The sequence below is a fragment of the Streptomyces sp. NPDC048664 genome, assembly GCF_040650555.1.
Taxonomy (GTDB): Bacteria; Actinomycetota; Actinomycetes; order Streptomycetales; family Streptomycetaceae; genus Streptomyces.
In genome coordinates this window covers 1-17,689 of the sequence record NZ_JBEZHK010000055.1, presented here as the reverse complement: position 1 = coordinate 17,689, position 17,689 = coordinate 1, and the positions used below count along the sequence as shown (strand labels likewise).

Genomic DNA, 17,689 nt, shown 5'->3' with positions numbered 1-17,689 from the left:
AGATCTTCGTGAAGGGCGAGGTCATCAAGACGGTGCCCGAGTCGAAGATCGTGGAGACCCTGATCGAGGAGGCGATGAAGATCGCCGAACAGATGGAGAACACCGGCGCCGGGCCGCGGGAGCCCGTCGTCACCGTGGGCTGAACAGCACGGATCTAGAGGGGGCCAAGGCGTGACGATTCTGGAGAACATCCGGCAACCACGTGACCTGAAGGCGCTGTCCGGGGCGGAGCTGGGGGAACTGGCCGTGGAGATCAGGGAGTTCCTGGTCCACGCGGTCGCGAGGACGGGCGGCCATCTGGGGCCGAACCTGGGGGTGGTGGAACTCTCGATCGCCCTCCACCGGGCCTTCGAGTCCCCCGGGGACCGCATTCTGTGGGACACGGGCCACCAGAGCTACGTGCACAAGCTGCTGACCGGGCGTCAGGACTTCTCCAAGCTGCGCCGCAAGGGAGGGCTGTCCGGCTATCCCTCGCGCGAGGAGTCCGAGCACGACGTCATCGAGAACAGCCATGCCTCCACCGCGCTCGGCTGGGCCGACGGCCTCGCCAAGGCCCGCCAGGTGCGGGGGGAGCGGGGGCACGTCGTCGCGGTCGTCGGCGACGGCGCCCTGACCGGCGGCATGGCCTGGGAGGCGCTCAACAACATCGCCGCCGCCAAGGACCGCCCGCTGATCGTCGTCGTCAACGACAACGAGCGCTCCTACGCGCCGACCATAGGAGGCCTGGCCAACCACCTGGCCACCCTGCGCACCACCGACGGCTACGAGAAGGTCCTCGCCTGGGGCAAGCAGGTGCTCCAGCGCACCCCCCTCGTCGGCACCACCCTCTACGAGGCCTTGCACGGCGCGAAGAAGGGGTTCAAGGACGCCTTCGCGCCGCAGGGGCTCTTCGAGGACCTGGGCCTGAAGTACGTCGGCCCCGTCGACGGCCACGACATCGGCGCCGTCGAGTCGGCGCTGCGCCGCGCGAAGCGCTTCAACGGGCCCGTCCTCGTCCACTGCCTCACCGAGAAGGGCCGCGGCTACGGGCCCGCACTCGCCCACGAGGAGGACCGCTTCCACACCGTCGGGGTGATGGACCCCCTCACCTGCGAGCCCCTCGCCCCCACGGGCGGCCCTTCCTGGACCTCGGTGTTCGGCGACGAGATCGCAACGATCGGTGAGGAGCGCGAGGACGTCGTGGCGATCACCGCGGCCATGCTGCACCCGGTCGGGCTGACCAGGTTCGCCGAGCGGTTCCCCGACCGCGTGTGGGACGTCGGCATCGCCGAGCAGCACGCGGCCGTCTCGGCGGCGGGCCTCGCGACCGGGGGACTGCACCCGGTCGTCGCCGTCTACGCGACCTTCCTCAACCGCGCGTTCGACCAGCTCCTCATGGACGTGGCCCTGCACCGGTGCGGGGTCACCTTCGTGCTGGACCGGGCCGGGGTCACGGGTGTGGACGGGCCGTCGCACAACGGCATGTGGGACATGTCGGTCCTCCAGGTCGTGCCCGGCCTGAGGATCGCCGCGCCGCGCGACGCCGACCAGTTGCGGGCCCAGCTGCGGGAGGCGGTCGCGGTGGACGACGCGCCGACCCTGATCCGCTTCCCGAAGGAGTCGGTGGGCCCCGCCCTGCCCGCGGTGGACCGGGTGGGCGGGCTCGACGTGCTGCACCGCGGGCAGCGGCCGGACGTCCTGCTGGTCGCGGTCGGCGTCATGGCCTCCCTCTGCCTGCAGGCGGCGGAGCTGCTGGCGGCGCGCGGCATCGGGTGCACGGTCGTGGACCCGCGCTGGGTCAAGCCCGTGGACCCCGCCCTGCCCGCCCTCGCCGCCGGGCACCGGCTCGTCGCGGTCGTGGAGGACAACAGCAGGTCGGCAGGTGTCGGTTCGGCCGTCGCGCTGGCCCTCGGCGACGCCGACGTCGACGTCCCCGTACGGCGGTTCGGGATCCCGGAGCAGTTCCTCGCGCACGCCGGACGGGCCGAGGTGCTCGCCGACATCGGGCTCACCCCCGTCGAGGTGGCGGGCCGGATCGGCGCGAGCCTGGCCGCCAAGGACGAGCTGTCCAAGGAGAACCACGCATGACCATCCCTCCCGGTGACGGGGAGTTCGACCTCGCCGCGCTCCTGGCGGAGCGCGGCGCCGAACGCTACGACCTGCACGCCCGGTACCTCAACCACCAACTCCCGCGCATGCTGCGCACCATCGGCTTCGACAAGGTCTACGAGCGGGCCGAGGGCGCCCACTTCTGGGACGCGGACGGCAACGACTACCTGGACATGCTCGCCGGGTTCGGTGTGATGGGCCTGGGCCGGCACCACCCCGTGGTGCGGCGGGCGCTGCACGACGTGCTGGACGCCCAGCTCGCCGACCTCACCCGCTTCGACTGCCAGCCGCTGCCCGGGCTGCTCGCGGAGAGGCTGCTGGCCCACAGCCCGCACCTGGACCGGGTCTTCTTCGGCAACAGCGGCACGGAGGCGGTCGAGACCGCGCTGAAGTTCGCCCGCTACGCCACCGGCAAGCCGCGCGTCCTGTACTGCGAGCACGCCTTCCACGGCCTGACCACCGGCTCCCTGTCGGTCAACGGCGAGCGGGGCTTCCGCGACGGCTTCGCCCCGCTGCTGCCGGACACGGCGCTCCCGCTCGGCGACCTCGACGCCCTGGCCGGTCAGCTCAGGAAGGGTGACGTGGCGGCCCTGGTGGTCGAGCCCATCCAGGGCAAGGGCGTCCACGAGGCGCCCCCCGGCTATCTGCGCGCCGCCCAGGAACTGCTGCACCGGCACAAGGCGCTGCTGATCGCGGACGAGGTGCAGACCGGCCTCGGCCGGACCGGGGACTTCTACGCCTACCAGCACGAGAGCGGAGTCGAACCGGACCTGGTGTGCGTGGCCAAGGCGCTCTCCGGCGGCTATGTGCCCGTCGGGGCCACCCTCGGCAAGGAGTGGATCTTCAAGAAGGTCTACTCGTCCATGGACCGGGTGCTCGTGCACTCCGCGAGCTTCGGCTCCAACGCCCAGGCCATGGCCGCCGGCCTCGCCGTCCTGTCGGTCATGGAGAACGAGCAGATCGTCGCGAACGTCCGCACCGTGGGGGAGCGGCTCAGGTCCGGCCTGGCGGCGCTGATCGACACCTACGAGCTGCTCGGCGACGTACGCGGGCGGGGCCTGATGATCGGCATCGAGTTCGGCAGGCCCACCTCGCTGAAACTGCGCGGCCGGTGGACCATGCTGCAGACGGCGCGCAAGGGCCTGTTCGCCCAGATGGTCGTCGTCCCCCTGCTGCAACGCCACCGCATCCTCACCCAGGTCTCGGGCGACCGTCTGGAGGTCATCAAACTGATCCCGCCCCTGACCCTCACCGCCGCGGACGTGGACCGCTTCCTGGAGGCCTTCACGGCGGTGATGGACGACGCCCATGGCGGCGGCCTGATGTGGGACTTCGGCAAGACCCTGATCAAGCAGGCGGTGGCCAACCGGTAGCGGGCACGGCGAAGCCCCCGTGCGCCGGCACGGGGGCTTCGATCGCTCAGCCCTCTCCGACCAGGTCCAGGTCGGCCTCACGTGTCGGGGTCGCGGGCAGGTCGGGCACGGGCCATGTCCGCTGGACGACCTCGCCCACGCCGCGCCACCAGGGCGTGGTGGGCAGGTCCCCGGCCGGCTCGAACGGCTGCCCGGGAAGCGGCAGGGCGACCGCCTGTCCGACCGCGTCGGCCGCGGCCTTCGTCCACTCGCCCGGCTCGGCCCAGGCGTGCGGCGCGAGATTGAAGGTGCCCCAGTGGATCGGCAGCATCACACCGTGCGGGCGGCCGCCCTGGAGGTCGAGGTGGGCGCGCATGCCCTCCTCGGGAGTCATGTGGATGTCGGGCCAGAACTCGGAGTAGGCGCCGATCTGGATCATCGTGGCGTCGAACGGGCCGTGCTCCGCGCCGATGTCCTTGAAGCCCCCGAAGTAGCCGGTGTCACCGCTGTGGTAGATCCGGTGCGCGTCGCCGGCCACGGACCAGGACGCCCACAGGGTGTGCTGGGTGTTGCGCAGTCCGCGTCCGCAGAAGTGGCGGGCCGGGGTCGCCGTGAGGGTGATGCCGCCCACCTTGGCCGACTCGTGCCAGTCCAGCTCGCGCAGCCGGTCGGCGGAGACGCCCCAGCGCTCCAGATGGGCGCCGACGCCGAGGGGTATCGCGAACACCGTGTCCGTACCGGCCAGGGCCTTGATCGTGGGCAGATCCAGGTGGTCGTAGTGGTCGTGGGAGATCACGACCACGTCGACCGGGCCGAGCGCGGCGAGCGGCAGGGGCACCGGGTGCAGGCGCTTGGGCCCGGCGAAGTCGAACGGAGAGCAGCGCTCACCCCAGACGGGGTCGAACAGGACCCGGTGCCCGTCGATCTCGGCGAGCACGCTGGAGTGCCCCATCCAGGTCAGCCGGAGTCCGCCGGCCGGGGGCCTGGCGAGGTCCGCGTAGGTGGTCGGATGGACGGGCAGCGTCGTGGACGGTGTCCGGCGGGCCCGGTCCTCCTTGCGCAGGAAGACCTTCGCGAGTTCCAGCGCGGAGCCGCCGGAGGGGCGGGTGCGGGTGCCCTCCGGGTTCACGAAGACGCCGTTCGCGAACTGCGGTGATCTGCGGATACGGGCCATGCGCTCCCCACTCGGATCCGCGCCGAAGGCGGCGGGCCGTAGCGCGCGGAGCCCGGAGTTCAGGGAGCGGGAGCCGGTCACGGGACCTCCAGTGGAATCGTTCGGGTCTTCCATTATGGGCGGCCCCCGCGACGACGGTGGGGCGCGCCCGGGGACCCGGGCGGCCACGACCGGGGCCCGAGAGACGCGTACTGACTGACGGTTCAGTACAGTGAGCCCATGACCACCGATCGGGACGCCCCCCACCTCTTCCTCGTCTGGACCGACCACCTCACCGGCCGCCGCGGTTATCTCGTCGTGGACCGGCTGGTGCGGGGCGTCGCCAGCGGAGGGCTGCGGATGCGCCCGGGCTGCACGCTGGAGGAGGTCGAGGGCCTCGCGCGCGGCATGACCATGAAGGAGGCGCTGCACTACGACCCCGACGCCCGCTACGTGCCCCTGGGCGGCGCCAAGGGCGGCATCGACTGCGATCCGCGCGCTCCCGAGGCGTACGGGGTCCTCGTGCGGTACCTGCGCGCCGTGCGGCCGTACGTCGAGACCGTCTGGACGACCGGGGAGGACCTGGGCCTGAGCCAGGACCTGGTCGACCGGGCGGCGGCCGAGGCGGGACTGGTCTCCTGCGTGCAGGCCGTGTACCCGCTGCTCGACGACGAGGCGGCGGCCCGCAAGCGGCTCGCGGACGCGTTCGGGGTCGAGGTGGACGGGATCGGCCTCGACGCGCTGGCCGGAGGGTGCGGGGTCGCCGAGGCGGTGCTGACCGCCCTGGACCGCGCCCACGTGCCGTACGCCGGGACCCGGGTGGCCCTGCAGGGGTTCGGCACCATGGGCGGGGCCACGGCGCGCTTCCTGGCCCGCGCCGGACTGTCGGTCGTCGCGATCGCCGACGTCCAGGGCACCCTCGCCAACCCGCGCGGCCTGGACGTGGAACGGCTGCTCGCCGCGCGCGACCCCCACGGGACCGTGGACCGCCGGGCGCTGGGCCCCGGCGACCGCGAACTGCCGGGCGACGCCTGGCTCGCGGCCGAGGCCGAGGTGCTGGTGCCCGCGGCCGTCTCGTACGCCGTCGACACCGCGAACCAGGAGCGGATCACGGCCCGGTGGATCGTGGAGGCCGCCAACATGCCGGTGCTCCCGGCCGCCGAGGCACCGCTGGCCGCGCGCGGGGTGAGCGTCCTGCCGGACGTGGTGGTCAACTCCGGCACGAACGCCTGGTGGTGGTGGACCCTGTTCGGCGACATCGGCGCGGACGCGGACGAGGCGCTGGCGCACATACGGCGCTCCATGCGCGCCCTGGTGGGCCGGACGCTGGACCGCGCGGACGCCGACGGCACCAGCCCGCGCTCGGCCGCGCACGCCCTCGCCGCCGAGCGGGTGCCGGTGATCGCCGAGCGCTACGGCCGGTACCGGTGACATAGGCTTCGCGGCGTGACAAGGGTGCGGTTGAGCGTGGCTCAGCGACGAGAGGACATGCTGCGCGCGGCCGCCGAGCAGATCGAGGCGCGGGGCGTCGCCGCCGTGCGGATCGCCGACGTGGCCTCGGCGCTCGGGGTGAGCAACGCGCTCGTGCTGTACCACTTCTCGACCAAGGAGAAACTGGTGTCGGCGGCGTTCGGGTACGCCGCCGAGCAGGACCTGGCCCGGCTGCGGGGACTGCTCGGCCGCCGTACGACGGCGCTGCGCCGGCTGCGGGCCGCGGTGCGCTGGTACGCGCCGACGGGACAGGCCAAGGGCTGGCGGCTGTGGATCGAGGCCTGGGCCGCGGCGTTGCGCGAGCCCGTGCTGCGCGAGGTCGCGCGGGACCTCGACCGGCGCTGGAAGGCCGCGATCACCGAGGTGGTCGAGCAGGGCGTCGCCGCGGGCGAGTTCCACTGCGCCGACCCCGCGGGCGCGGCCCTGCGGCTGACCGCGCTGCTCGACGGGCTGGCCGTGCAGATGACGGCGTACGAGGGCGCGGTGTCGCGGGCGCGGGCACAGGAGTGGGTGGACGACGCGCTCGCCCGCGAACTGGGCCTCGGGCACGCCGGATCCCTGACGACAGCCCCGGACACGGCCAACTGACGCCCCGCGCCCGGACGGGAGGACGGAGCGGCCCGGGCTCGTCGCCCGGGCCGTGCCCTGGAGGTCCTCGGTTCAGACCGCCTGCGTGATCCGCAGCTTGATGTCGTCCGGCGACAGGGCGCCCTTGGCGACAACGCTGTCACCGGAGGACTCGCCGCGCAGCCGGCGCCCGATCCACGGAGCCAGGTGCTCCCGCGCCCAGTGGATGTCGTCGCGCCGCACCTCCAGCGTGCCGCGCGGCGGCAGCGGCGGCCACGGCTGGTCGGGGTCGGCCGGAACCGCGTAGCCGAGCACCTGGCCCGCCCGCAGCGCGACCCGGGTGTGCCCCTCGGGCGACAGATGGAGCCGGTCCTGGTCCCAGGCGCGCCGGTCCTGGACGGACCTGAGGGACCACAGGTCAAGGACCGGGCAGCCGTAGCGGTCGGCGATGGCCCGTACATGGCCGTTGTAGGTGGCGATCTTGCCGCGCAGGTGCTTGAACACGGGGACGCCACGGGTGTCGAAGCCGGTCGTCACCATGACGGTGCCGACGGCCGAGGTGAGCCCGGCGATCGCGCGTTCGAAACGCTCGGCCACCTCGTCGGGGTCGGTGCCGGGCCGGATGATGTCGTTGCCGCCCGCGCAGAAGGAGATCAGGTCCGGGGCGAGCGCGAGAGCCTGGGGAAGCTGGTCCGCCACGATCTGGTCGAGGAGTTTGCCGCGTACCGCGAGGTTCGTGTACGCGAAGTCGCCCTCGGGCCGCTGATCGGCCAGGAGTACCGCGAACCTGTCGGCCCAGCCGACGAACCGTCCGTCGGGGCCGGGATCGCCGACACCCTCGGTGAAGCTGTCCCCCACCGCCACGTACGACCCGATCACTGATCTGCTGTCATTCTTCGAATCGTCTGCCACGTCGGCCCATCTTTCACCTTCGGATGTGAGCTACGCGACCGTAATAAGGGGTTGACGGTCGGTGAGATAGGCCACTGTGCCGCGGTGGTCCGATCCGGAACAATCCACCGCTCGGCGGTGTTCGGCCCTGCGACGACCGGCCCTCGGCCCGTGTCGTATCGTCGGAGCCCGGTGTGCCGGTGAACAGCGCCGGTCGCGGATGGGAGGAGCCCTCGTGACGCAGCAGGTCCCGTCGACCGAGCCCGAGCTGGCCGGGGTGCGCAACTTCCGTGACGTGGGCGGGCTGCCGACGGTGGACGGACGGCGCGTGCGGCACGGCGTGCTCTTCCGCAGCGGGCACCTGGCGCACGCCACGGACAAGGACGCGGACTTCCTCTCCTCCCTCGGCCTGCACACGATCTTCGACTTCCGCAACGCGGCGGACCAGAAGCTCGAGGGCCCCGACGTCGAGCTGCCGGGCGTACGCAACGTCAACCTGCCGCTGAGCGACCCGGCGGACGGCGCCGAGTTCTGGAAGATGGTCCGCGACGGCGACCTGGAGCAGTTGCGCGGACTCCTGGCCGAGGACAGGGCCGCGCGCCGCATGGTCGCCTCCTACCGCGCGATCATCAGGGAGCGCACGGGCGAGCACGCCCGGGTGCTGAACGCGCTGGCCGAGGACAGCGTCCCCGCGCTGATGCACTGCGCGGCGGGCAAGGACCGCGCCGGGCTCTCGATCGCGGTGACGCTGCTGGCCCTGGGGGTCGAGCGCGAGGCCATCGTCGCGGACTACCTGGAGTCCAACGCCCGGCACCGCCGCTACCGGGTGCATCGCGGCAGCGCGTCGGCCGACGCGTACTCGCCCGAGGTGATGGACCTGCTCAGCCCCCTCTTCGAGGCGCGTGCCGAGTACCTGGCGGCGGCGTTCGAGACCATCGAGGAGACCTGGGGCGGTGTCGACGCCTACCTGGCCGAGGGCCTCGGGCTCACCCCGCGGCTGCGCGAGCGGCTGCGGGAGCGCCTGCTGGACTGAGCCCGCCCCGCCGACCGCCCCGGCCTACTTCGCGCCCACCGAGAACAGCAGGTAGACGAAGGCCGCGAAGACGTGGCCCACGGCGATGTAGATGATCAGGCGGACCCACAGGGCGCGGGGGAACTTCTCCTCCAGTACCACCCGGCGCTCGGGCTGGGTCTGGGGCTGGGTCTGGGGCTGCTCCGTCATGACGTTTCTCCAGGGGTCGGGCCGAGGCAGAGCGCCGCGGTCGGGCTCTGCAGCAGGGTGTGGACGAACAGCAGGTCGGTGCCGTCCTGGTCGGCGGCGGCGAGGCGGTGCGGTGTGAGGCTGTCGAAGTGCGCGCTGTCGCCCGGCCCGAGCACATGGGCGGTGTCGCCGAGGCGCAGCCGCAGCCGCCCGGCGAGGACGTACAGCCACTCCTCGCCGGGGTGCACGCGGACGATGTCGCCCTGGGCGCCGAAGGGCACGTGGACGCGAAGGGCCTGCATGCCGCGGCCCGGCGAGCCCGCCTGCCAGTAGGTCCAGCCGCCCGCGCGGGTGGGCTCCATGGCCGTGGCGCGGACGATCGCGTCCCGGTCGGCCACCGTCTCGCCGAGCAGTTCGGAGACCGTCGTACCGTAGACGCGGGCGAGGGTGAGCAGCATCGGCAGTGAGGGCTGGCGCCGGCCGGTCTCCAGGCGCGACAGATGCGCCGGGGAGAGTCCCGCGGCCCGGGCCGCGGACTCCAGGGTGAGCGAGGCCCGGCGGCGCAGGGTGCGCAGCTGCGGGGCGACCGCGGTGAGGGCTTCGGCCGCGTCGGGCTCCGGCTCGTGCTCTGGAGGGCTCATGCTCTCCATTCAGCCGCAGGATTGCCCCTCGGGCAAATTTATTGCCTCAGAGGCAAATCCCTCGCGTGCTCCCACGGCGCGGATATCGCGCGGCCGTACGACTCCTCATACCAGAGCGGGAAGCCCTCCGGAGGACTTTGTCAACAGCCCCCCACGCCGACCTCGAAGGCGACTACTCTGAGTGTCCGTCGGGTGACGCAGGGCCGATCGTCTCGGCCCTCCCGACCGGCGGCGTCTTGGCGCATGCCCGAGTCGCGTCACATCCGCGGGAGCCCCACGCCCCCGACGCATCGAGTACGAGGACGTCGATGTCTCACCTTCGCGCACCGGCCGCACGCGCAGACCGCCGTGAGGGCGGGCGGCACGGGCGACCGGCCGCACGCACCGCCCCCGCACCCCCCGAGACCCCGATCCGGCCCCAACTGCGGCGCCTCGCGGTCCTGCCGCCCCTCGCGGTCGCGCTCAGCGCCTGCGCGGCCGTGCTTTTCACCGTCCGCTCCACCGGTGCCCGCCCCTCCCTCACGCTCTGGGCGGTCCTCGCGGGAGCCGTCGCCGTGACCCTCGCGGGCATCGTGATCGCCGCCGTCGCCGCCGAACGCGCCGCGAGGTCCGTGTCCGGCCGGCTGGAGGCACTGCGCCGCACCAGCGCCCGCGGCGAGAGCGAACTGCGCGCCCTGATCGAGGCCCTGCGCCGGGGCGAGGCGCCCCCGGCACGCGGACCGCGCAGCAGGCCCGCCCCCGACGGAGACGACTTCGACCTGCTCGCCGCCGAGCTGGCGCACACCCAGGACCGCGCCGTCAGCGCGGTCGTCGAGGCCTCGCGGCTCGCCGTGGACAACGCGGGCAGCGACCAGAAGCTCGAGGTGTTCCTGAACCTGGCGCGGCGCCTGCAGTCCCTGGTGCACCGGGAGATCTCGATCCTGGACGAGCTGGAGAACGAGATCGAGGACCCCGACCTGCTCAAGGGCCTCTTCCACATCGACCACCTGGCCACCCGCATCCGGCGCCACGCGGAGAACCTCGCCGTGCTCGGCGGCGCCGTCGCACGCCGCCAGTGGAGCAGCCCGGTCCCCATGACCGAGGTGCTGCGCTCGGCCATCGCCGAGGTGGAGCAGTACGCGCGGGTCAAGCTGGTCCCCCCGGTCGAGGGCAGCCTGCGCGGCCACGCCGTCGCCGACGTCATCCACCTCCTCGCCGAACTCGTCGAGAACGCCACCGTGTTCTCGTCCCCGCACACCCAGGTGCTGCTGCGCGCGGACCTCGTCACCTCGGGTCTCGCCATCGAGGTGGAGGATCGCGGGCTCGGCATGCAGCCCGCCGAACAGAGCAGGATGAACGCCCTGCTGGAGGACCCCGACCGGATCGACGTCGGCGGCCTGCTGGCCGACGGCCGCATCGGCCTCTACGTCGTCTCGCAGCTCGCCCACCGGCACGGCATCCATGTGCGGCTCCAGAACAACATCTACGGCGGGGTGCAGGCGGTGCTCGTCCTGCCGCAGGCCCTCATCGGCCCCTCCGAGGACATCCTGGGCTCGCTTCCGATGACGCTGCCGCAGGTCACCGGGCCGGTCACGGGATCCGTGACGCAGCCGTTCGTCAGCACGGCACCCGCCCTCCCGGTCTCCGCGCAGGCCCCCGAGCCGAGGCCCGTGCCGACGCCCGAGCCGAGGCCCGTCCCAGCCCCCGCCCCACCGGCCGTCCCCTCACCGGCCCCGGCCCCCGCTCCCGTCCCCGCGCCCGGAACGCCCCTGCCGACCGGTGCCGGACACCGGCGGGACGCCGCCCCGGGAGCGTCCCACCGCCGGGTGCCGCCACCACGCGACACCTGGTCCGCGCGGCCGGCCCCCGAACCCTCCGAGCACACCGGGCCGCCTCCCGGCCCCCGGCGGCCCGAGCACGAAGGCGCGGACACCGGGCACGGCCGGACGCCCCTGCCCGTGCGCGGCGCCGACATCCCGCGCCCCAACCCCGCCGAGGCCGTGCCGGGCATCCGACCGCAGGACCGGGCGGCCGCCGAGCAGAACGCGGGCAGGTCGCCGACCCCGCTGACGGGCCCGGTCCGCGGCACCATGGACAAACCGCGGCTGCCCCGCCGCCGCGCCCAGGAACACCTCGCGCCGCAACTGCGCGGCGGCCCCGCGCAGCCCCCGAGCCGGCCGTCCGGCAGCCCCGCGGGCCACGATCCGGGCCTCATGGCGGCCTTCCAGCGGGGCGTCGGCCTCGCACAGGCGCGGCAACGGCAGCCGGAGACCGACGACACCGGCTCCGCCCCGCCCCCGGGAGCCGACCCGCTCGGTGTCGCCCCCGAGAGCGGCGGACCGGTCCCGCACCTCGGTTCCCTGCCCGGCGCCCCGGCCGAACCGAGCGCCCCGCGTCCGCCCGGCCACGGCCGAACCGCCCGGCGCGACGGGAGCGCACCGGCCGGATGACCCCAGCGACTCTGCCCGCCCCCGCCGACCCGCGCACCCCCAGGAGCCGATCCACCATGGCGAGCGACGTACCGACCACCCACGCCTCCGACCTCGACTGGCTGATGAGCGGCCTGGTGCAGCGTGTGCCGCACACCACGTGCGCGGTCCTGCTGTCCTGCGACGGCCTGGTGAAATCCGTCCACGGCCTCGACGCCGACAGCGCCGACCACATGGCCGCCCTGGCCTCCGGCCTCTACTCGCTCGGCCGCAGCGCGGGCATCCGGTTCGGGGGCGGTGGCGACGTCCGACAGGTCGTGGTCGAGCTCGACTCGTCCCTGCTGTTCGTCACCACGGCCGGATCCGGCACCTGCCTCGCCGTCCTCGCCGGACGCGAGGCGGACGCGGCGGTTCTCGGCTACGAGATGGCGATGCTCGTCAAGAGCGTGCGCCCCTGTCTGGAGACCCCGGCCCGCGACGCCGCCGACGGCCCCACGGCGACGACGACTTGAGCGTCCCCCCGAAAGCCGGCGCCCGCCCGCGCCGCACTCGTCCCCGAACCGCCCGCCTTCCCCCACCACACCACTGACCGGTCCCTACTGGAGGCAGTGCCCGATGGACTACGACACACGCTCCGACCTCTTCCCCACCGCGCTGAAGATCCTGGTGGCGGGCGGGTTCGGAGTGGGCAAGACGACCTTCGTGGGAGCGGTGAGCGAGATCGCGCCGCTGAGCACGGAGGAACTGCTCACCACGGCCGGCGCGGCGACCGACAGTCTCCAGGGCATCGAGAACAAGGTCGAGACGACCGTGGCGATGGACTTCGGCCGTATCACCCTCGACCCGCAGCACGTGCTGTACCTGTTCGGCACGCCCGGACAGGAGCGGTTCTGGTTCATGTGGGACGAGCTGTCCGAGGGGGCCCTCGGGGCGGTGGTCCTCGCCGACACCCGCCGCCTGGAGGACTGCTTCGCGGCCGTCGACTTCTTCGAGCAGCGCGGCCTCGGCTTCGTCGTCGCCGTCAACGAGTTCGACGGCTCGCACCGCTACGACCCCGAGGAGGTGCGGACCGCGATCGACCTCGACCCCGAGGTCCCCGTCGTGTGCTGCGACGCACGGATCTCCAGCTCCGGCGTGCAGACCCTGCTCACCCTCGTACGGCACCTCCTCGCGCAGGTCCCCGCCCCGACCGCCCCGGCACCGAGCCAGGGGGCCCGCGCATGACCGCGGGCCGGCTGCTGCTGACCCCCGAGGACCGGGACGCCGCCGCACGGGTGCGCAGACTGCGCGGACTCGGGCTCGGCGAGCGCGCGGAGCCCGAGCTGGACGACTTCGCGCGACGGGTCGCGGACCTCGCCGCGGTGCCGTACGCGATGGTGAACTTCGTCGACGGCCGCCGGCAGTTCTTCGCGGGGCTCCACCAGCCCGACGACCGCCCCCTCACCGCCGCCCCGGTGCGCGAGCTGAGCCGCGCCTACGGCTTCTGCCCGCATGTGGTCGTCCGCCGCAAGGCACTCGTCCTGGAGGACGTCCGTGACTACCCGCGCTTCGCCCAGAACCCCGCCGTGGACGAACTCGGCCTGCGCTCCTACCTGGGCGCCCCGCTCGTGGACCGTACGGGCATCGCGCTGGGCACGGTGTGCGCCGTCGACCTGGAGCCGCGGCCGTGGGGCCGGTCGGGCCTTGAGACCATCAAGGAACTGGCCGCCGAGCTCACCGAGCGCCTGGCCCGCAGGGAGGCGCCCGGGAGCCGCTGACCGGCTGCCGCGCCCCCGGCCCCGCCCCGCCTCCCACGGCACCCGCCGTACCCGAGGTGCTCGTGTGTGCGATGTGGCGGGTGCGCCGGGCGTGCCTGATTGCGCTCGCTGTGCCCGGTGTGTAGGAAAGCTGCGGCCGAGCTTAAGAAATCCTCGATGGACCGGGACGCCTCCGTCCGGCAGATTGATCGGTGATCGCACCCCTCACCCCGGCACGGGCTCCTTCGGCATGCCCGGGCCCGGGACCTCACCCACAGGAGCCGCACCGTGAAGGCGCTGGTCAAGGACAAGGCGGAACCGGGGCTGTGGCTCATGGACGTCCCGGAGCCGCAGATCGGACCCGGAGACGTACTGATCAAGGTCCTCAGGACCGGGATCTGCGGTACCGACCTGCACATCCGGTCCTGGGACGGCTGGGCGCAGGGCGCCGTCAGCACGCCGCTCGTGCTCGGACACGAGTTCGTCGGCGAGGTGGTCGAGACGGGCCGCGACGTCACCGAGATCAAGGCCGGTGACCGGGTCAGCGGCGAGGGGCACCTGGTCTGCGGCAAGTGCCGCAACTGCCTGGCCGGACGCCGCCACCTGTGCCGTGCGACGGTCGGGCTCGGCGTGGGGCGCGACGGGGCGTTCGCCGAGTACGTGGCGCTGCCCGCCTCCAACGTGTGGGTGCACCGGGTTCCCGTCGACCTCGATGTCGCCGCGATCTTCGACCCGTTCGGCAACGCCGTCCACACGGCGCTGTCCTTCCCGCTGGTCGGCGAGGACGTCCTGATCACCGGCGCGGGACCGATCGGCCTGATGGCGGCCGCCGTCGCCCGCCACGCCGGCGCCCGCAACGTGGTGATCACCGACGTCAGCGAGGACCGCCTGGAGCTGGCCCGCAAGATAGGGGTCAGCCTCGCGCTGAACGTCGCCGCCACCACCATCGCCGAGGGCCAGCGCGAACTGGGACTGCGCGAGGGCTTCGACATCGGTCTGGAGATGTCCGGCCGCCCCGAGGCCATGCGCGACATGATCGCCAACATGACGCACGGCGGCCGGATCGCCATGCTCGGACTGCCCGCGCAGGAGTTCCCCGTCGACTGGGCCCGGATCGTCACCTCGATGATCACCATCAAGGGCATCTACGGACGCGAGATGTTCGAGACCTGGTACGCGATGTCGGTGCTGCTGGAGGGCGGCCTCGACCTGGCACCGGTGATCACCGGCCGGTACGGCTACCGCGACTTCGAGGCGGCGTTCGACGACGCCGCCGGCGGCAAGGGCGGCAAGGTCATCCTCGACTGGACCGCGTGACCCCCCCTTCCGGCGTAAGCACTCCTGAGGAGCTTGTGATGTTCGACTCCGTGCGCGACGACCTGCGCGCCACCCTCGAAGAGATCCGTGCCGCCGGGCTGCACAAGCCCGAGCGCGTGATCGACACCCCGCAGTCCGCGACCGTCAACGTCAGCGCGGGCGGGCGCCCCGGCGAGGTGCTCAACTTCTGCGCCAACAACTACCTCGGCCTCGCCGACCACCCCGAGGTGGTCGCCGCCGCGCACGCGGCGCTGGACCGCTGGGGCTACGGCATGGCGTCGGTGCGCTTCATCTGCGGCACGCAGGAGGTGCACAAGGAGCTGGAGGCGCGGCTGTCCGCGTTCCTCGGCCAGGAGGACACCGTCCTGTACTCCTCCTGCTTCGACGCCAACGGCGGTGTCTTCGAGACCCTCCTCGGCGAGCAGGACGCGGTCATCTCCGACGCCCTGAACCACGCCTCGATCATCGACGGCATCCGTCTGTCCAAGGCCCGCCGCTTCCGCTACGCCAACCGCGACATGGCGGACCTGGAGCGGCAGCTGAAGGAGGCGTCCGACGGCGGCGCCCGCCGCAAGCTGATCGTCACCGACGGCGTCTTCTCCATGGACGGCTACCTGGCCCCGCTGTCCGAGATCTGCGACCTCGCCGACCGCTACGACGCCATGGTCATGGTCGACGACTCGCACGCCGTGGGCTTCGTCGGCCCCGGCGGGCGCGGCACCCCTGAGCTGCACGGCGTCATGGACCGTGTCGACATCATCACGGGCACCCTCGGCAAGGCGCTCGGCGGGGCCTCCGGCGGCTACGTCGCCGCCCGCGCCGAGATCGTCGCCCTGCTGCGCCAGCGCTCCCGCCCCTACCTGTTCTCGAACACGCTCGCCCCGGTGATCGCGGCCGCCTCGCTGAAGGTGCTCGACCTGCTGGAGTCGGCGAACGACCTGCGCCAGAAGCTGGCGGACAACACCGCACTGTTCCGCCGCCGGATGACCGAGGAGGGCTTCGACGTCCTTCCCGGCGAGCACGCCATCGCCCCGGTCATGATCGGTGACGCGGCGAAGGCGGGCCGCATGGCCGAGCTGCTGCTGGAGCGCGGCGTGTACGTCATCGGGTTCTCCTACCCGGTGGTGCCGCAGGGGCAGGCCCGGATCCGGGTCCAGCTGTCCGCGGCGCACTCCACGGACGACGTCGACCGCGCGGTGGACGCGTTCGTCGCGGCGCGGGCCGAGCTGGAGTCCTGATCCGCCCGGACATGTTGCGATAATCAGTCGTGTGATCGAAGCGCGGCGGCTCCACATCCTGCGTGCGGTGGCCGACCACCGTACGGTGACCGCTGCCGCCGCCGCGCTCTATCTCACGCCCTCCGCCGTCTCCCAGCAGCTGGCGGCGCTGGAGCAGGAGACCGGGCACCGGCTGGTCGAGCGCAGCGCCAAGGGCGTACGGCTGACCCCGGCGGGGGAGATCCTGCTGGGGCACACCAACGCCGTGCTCGCCCAACTGGAGCGTGCCGAGGCCGAGCTCGCGGCGTACGGCGCGGGCTCGGCGGGCACGGTGACCCTCGCCTCCTTCGCCACCGGCATCGCCCTGGTCGTCGCGCCGGCGCTGGCCCGGCTCGCCCGCAGCGCGCCCGGCATCCGGATCCGGGTCCAGGACGCCGAGGGCGACGCCAGCCTGCCGATGCTCCTGGACCGGCAGGTCGACGTCGCGGTGGCCGTCGAGTACCGGGGCGCGCCCGGCGCGGACGATCCCCGGCTGACCCACATCCCGCTCTACGCGGAGCCCTTCGACGTGGTCGTGCCGGTCGCCCACCGCCTGGCCCGCACGGCACGGACCCCGCTCGCCGAACTGGCCAAGGACCCCTGGATCGGCCAGTACCCCGGCAACCCCTGCCACGACGTGGTCGTCCTGGCCTGTGAGCACGCCGGTTTCCAGCCCCGCTTCGAGCACTCCTCGGACGACTTCCGGGCCGTCGTCGCCCTCGCCTCGGCCGGCGCGGGCGTGGCCCTGGTGCCCCGCTCCGCGCTGCGCGGGATGGACCTGGCCGGCGTGGTGGTCCGCCCGGTGGACGGCGCCGCCCCCACCCGCCGCGTCTTCGCCGCCGTACGCCGCGGCGCGGCGGACCATCCCCTGATCCGCCCGGTGCTCCAGGCACTGGAGGAGGCCGCCGCCGAGGACTGACGGCAGGGCCGTTGTCAGTGGCGTTGGCTACGGTGCGGGGCATGCCGGACGCCGAAGACGTACGAAGAACAGCGCTGTCCCTGCCGGACACGACGGAGAAGCTCGCCTGGGGCATGCCCACGTTCCGGGTCGCCGGGAAGATGTTCGCCACCCTGCCCGAGGACGAGACGTCCATGGCCGTGCGCTGCCCCAAGGAGGAGCGCGAGGAGCTGGCCCTGGCCGAGCCCGGCAAGTTCTGGGTCGCCGGACACGAGTCCCAGTTCGCGTGGATCCGGGTGCGGCTGGCCGCGCTGGAGGACGAGGACGAGCTGCGGGACGTCCTCGCCGACTCCTGGCGCCAGGCGGCCCCCTCCCGGCTCCTCGAACACCATCCGGAGCTGGGCCTGGCGGGCGGCGACGCGGAGCGCGGCTGAGCCGCCCGGACAAAGGGGTGCGCGACCACCACCCCGAGTGCGGTATTGTTTCCGTGCACGTTCGGCCCGGGGAAACCCCAGGTCAGGCGGGCAACGGGACGTGGCGCAGCTTGGTAGCGCACTTGACTGGGGGTCAAGGGGTCGCAGGTTCAAATCCTGTCGTCCCGACTCGATCGAGTCGTAGAAGAGGGGCGGGTTTTGTGTGAAACGAAAAACGCGCACGGTGAATTTGGGGGGGCGGGTGTACATGTTGTTT

The 17,689-nt window shown here is 73.0% G+C and carries 17 protein-coding genes, 1 tRNA gene and 1 pseudogene; 15 read left to right on the top strand and 4 right to left on the bottom strand.

The annotated features are described in order from the left end of the window. From AB0C59_RS34365 to AB0C59_RS34355, 3 genes and pseudogenes are all read left to right on the top strand, one after another. Positions 1 to 143: pseudogene (locus AB0C59_RS34365) on the top strand (4-hydroxy-3-methylbut-2-en-1-yl diphosphate synthase); the annotation flags it as partial. Between the two features lie 28 nt (positions 144 to 171). Continuing rightward, on the top strand, positions 172 to 2,067 hold the full coding sequence (gene dxs, locus AB0C59_RS34360; RefSeq protein WP_363011700.1) for a 1-deoxy-D-xylulose-5-phosphate synthase: 1,896 nt from the start codon (positions 172 to 174) through the stop codon (positions 2,065 to 2,067). Further along, positions 2,064 to 3,461 carry an aspartate aminotransferase family protein gene (locus tag AB0C59_RS34355; RefSeq protein ID WP_363011698.1) on the top strand — a complete coding sequence of 466 codons (1,398 nt, stop codon included), beginning with the start codon at positions 2,064 to 2,066 and terminating at the stop codon, positions 3,459 to 3,461. Before dxs ends, AB0C59_RS34355 begins: the two co-directional genes overlap by 4 nt. 46 nt (positions 3,462 to 3,507) lie before the next feature. Here AB0C59_RS34355 and AB0C59_RS34350 read toward each other — a convergent pair whose 3' ends face one another. Next, positions 3,508 to 4,695 (bottom strand): MBL fold metallo-hydrolase, encoded by a 1,188-nt coding sequence (locus AB0C59_RS34350; RefSeq protein WP_363011696.1) that lies wholly within the window; start codon positions 4,693 to 4,695, stop codon positions 3,508 to 3,510. Between the two features lie 138 nt (positions 4,696 to 4,833). Between AB0C59_RS34350 and AB0C59_RS34345 the strand changes: the two genes are divergently transcribed. Both AB0C59_RS34345 and AB0C59_RS34340 read left to right on the top strand, forming a co-directional pair. Next, positions 4,834 to 6,024: a Glu/Leu/Phe/Val dehydrogenase dimerization domain-containing protein gene (locus AB0C59_RS34345; protein WP_363011694.1), complete on the top strand. Its 1,191-nt coding sequence runs from the start codon at positions 4,834 to 4,836 to the stop codon at positions 6,022 to 6,024. Between the two features lie 57 nt (positions 6,025 to 6,081). Continuing rightward, on the top strand, positions 6,082 to 6,672 hold the full coding sequence (locus AB0C59_RS34340; protein WP_363011706.1) for a TetR family transcriptional regulator C-terminal domain-containing protein: 591 nt from the start codon (positions 6,082 to 6,084) through the stop codon (positions 6,670 to 6,672). A gap of 72 nt (positions 6,673 to 6,744) precedes the next feature. On the opposite strand, the gene AB0C59_RS34335 is transcribed toward AB0C59_RS34340, so the two are convergent. After that, positions 6,745 to 7,530 carry an SGNH/GDSL hydrolase family protein gene (locus AB0C59_RS34335; RefSeq protein ID WP_363011704.1) on the bottom strand — a complete coding sequence of 262 codons (786 nt, stop codon included), beginning with the start codon at positions 7,528 to 7,530 and terminating at the stop codon, positions 6,745 to 6,747. A 247-nt stretch (positions 7,531 to 7,777) separates the two neighbouring features. Between AB0C59_RS34335 and AB0C59_RS34330 the strand changes: the two genes are divergently transcribed. Next, positions 7,778 to 8,575 carry a tyrosine-protein phosphatase gene (locus AB0C59_RS34330; protein ID WP_363011692.1) on the top strand — a complete coding sequence of 266 codons (798 nt, stop codon included), beginning with the start codon at positions 7,778 to 7,780 and terminating at the stop codon, positions 8,573 to 8,575. Between the two features lie 24 nt (positions 8,576 to 8,599). Here AB0C59_RS34330 and AB0C59_RS34325 read toward each other — a convergent pair whose 3' ends face one another. Both AB0C59_RS34325 and AB0C59_RS34320 read right to left on the bottom strand, forming a co-directional pair. Continuing rightward, a complete protein-coding gene (locus AB0C59_RS34325; protein WP_363011702.1) occupies positions 8,600 to 8,716 on the bottom strand; it encodes a DUF6126 family protein in 117 nt (38 codons plus the stop codon). A 44-nt stretch (positions 8,717 to 8,760) separates the two neighbouring features. After that, on the bottom strand, positions 8,761 to 9,384 hold the full coding sequence (locus AB0C59_RS34320; protein ID WP_363011690.1) for an XRE family transcriptional regulator: 624 nt from the start codon (positions 9,382 to 9,384) through the stop codon (positions 8,761 to 8,763). A 308-nt stretch (positions 9,385 to 9,692) separates the two neighbouring features. Between AB0C59_RS34320 and AB0C59_RS34315 the strand changes: the two genes are divergently transcribed. The 9 genes from AB0C59_RS34315 (at position 9,693) to AB0C59_RS34275 (ending at position 17,601) form a co-directional block, all read left to right on the top strand. Then, on the top strand, positions 9,693 to 11,813 hold the full coding sequence (locus AB0C59_RS34315; protein WP_363011688.1) for an ATP-binding protein: 2,121 nt from the start codon (positions 9,693 to 9,695) through the stop codon (positions 11,811 to 11,813). A gap of 56 nt (positions 11,814 to 11,869) precedes the next feature. After that, positions 11,870 to 12,304, top strand: a complete 435-nt coding sequence (locus tag AB0C59_RS34310; RefSeq protein WP_363011686.1) for a roadblock/LC7 domain-containing protein — start codon at positions 11,870 to 11,872, stop codon at positions 12,302 to 12,304. A gap of 103 nt (positions 12,305 to 12,407) precedes the next feature. Then, a complete protein-coding gene (locus AB0C59_RS34305) occupies positions 12,408 to 13,016 on the top strand; it encodes an ATP/GTP-binding protein (protein WP_363011684.1) in 609 nt (202 codons plus the stop codon). Further along, a complete protein-coding gene (locus AB0C59_RS34300; protein ID WP_363011682.1) occupies positions 13,013 to 13,549 on the top strand; it encodes a GAF domain-containing protein in 537 nt (178 codons plus the stop codon). Before AB0C59_RS34305 ends, AB0C59_RS34300 begins: the two co-directional genes overlap by 4 nt. A gap of 267 nt (positions 13,550 to 13,816) precedes the next feature. Next, positions 13,817 to 14,845 (top strand): L-threonine 3-dehydrogenase, encoded by a 1,029-nt coding sequence (gene tdh, locus AB0C59_RS34295; RefSeq protein WP_363011679.1) that lies wholly within the window; start codon positions 13,817 to 13,819, stop codon positions 14,843 to 14,845. A gap of 38 nt (positions 14,846 to 14,883) precedes the next feature. Further along, complete coding sequence (locus tag AB0C59_RS34290) at positions 14,884 to 16,083, top strand: glycine C-acetyltransferase (protein ID WP_363011677.1); 1,200 nt, start codon at positions 14,884 to 14,886, stop codon at positions 16,081 to 16,083. Positions 16,084 to 16,114: 31 nt separating this feature from the next. Next, positions 16,115 to 17,020 (top strand): LysR family transcriptional regulator, encoded by a 906-nt coding sequence (locus AB0C59_RS34285; RefSeq protein ID WP_363011675.1) that lies wholly within the window; start codon positions 16,115 to 16,117, stop codon positions 17,018 to 17,020. A 41-nt stretch (positions 17,021 to 17,061) separates the two neighbouring features. Next, positions 17,062 to 17,433, top strand: coding sequence for an MmcQ/YjbR family DNA-binding protein (locus tag AB0C59_RS34280; RefSeq protein ID WP_363011673.1), 372 nt, complete (start codon positions 17,062 to 17,064; stop codon positions 17,431 to 17,433). A gap of 94 nt (positions 17,434 to 17,527) precedes the next feature. Beyond that, positions 17,528 to 17,601, top strand: a tRNA-Pro gene (locus tag AB0C59_RS34275). Positions 17,602 to 17,689 lie beyond the last annotated feature (88 nt).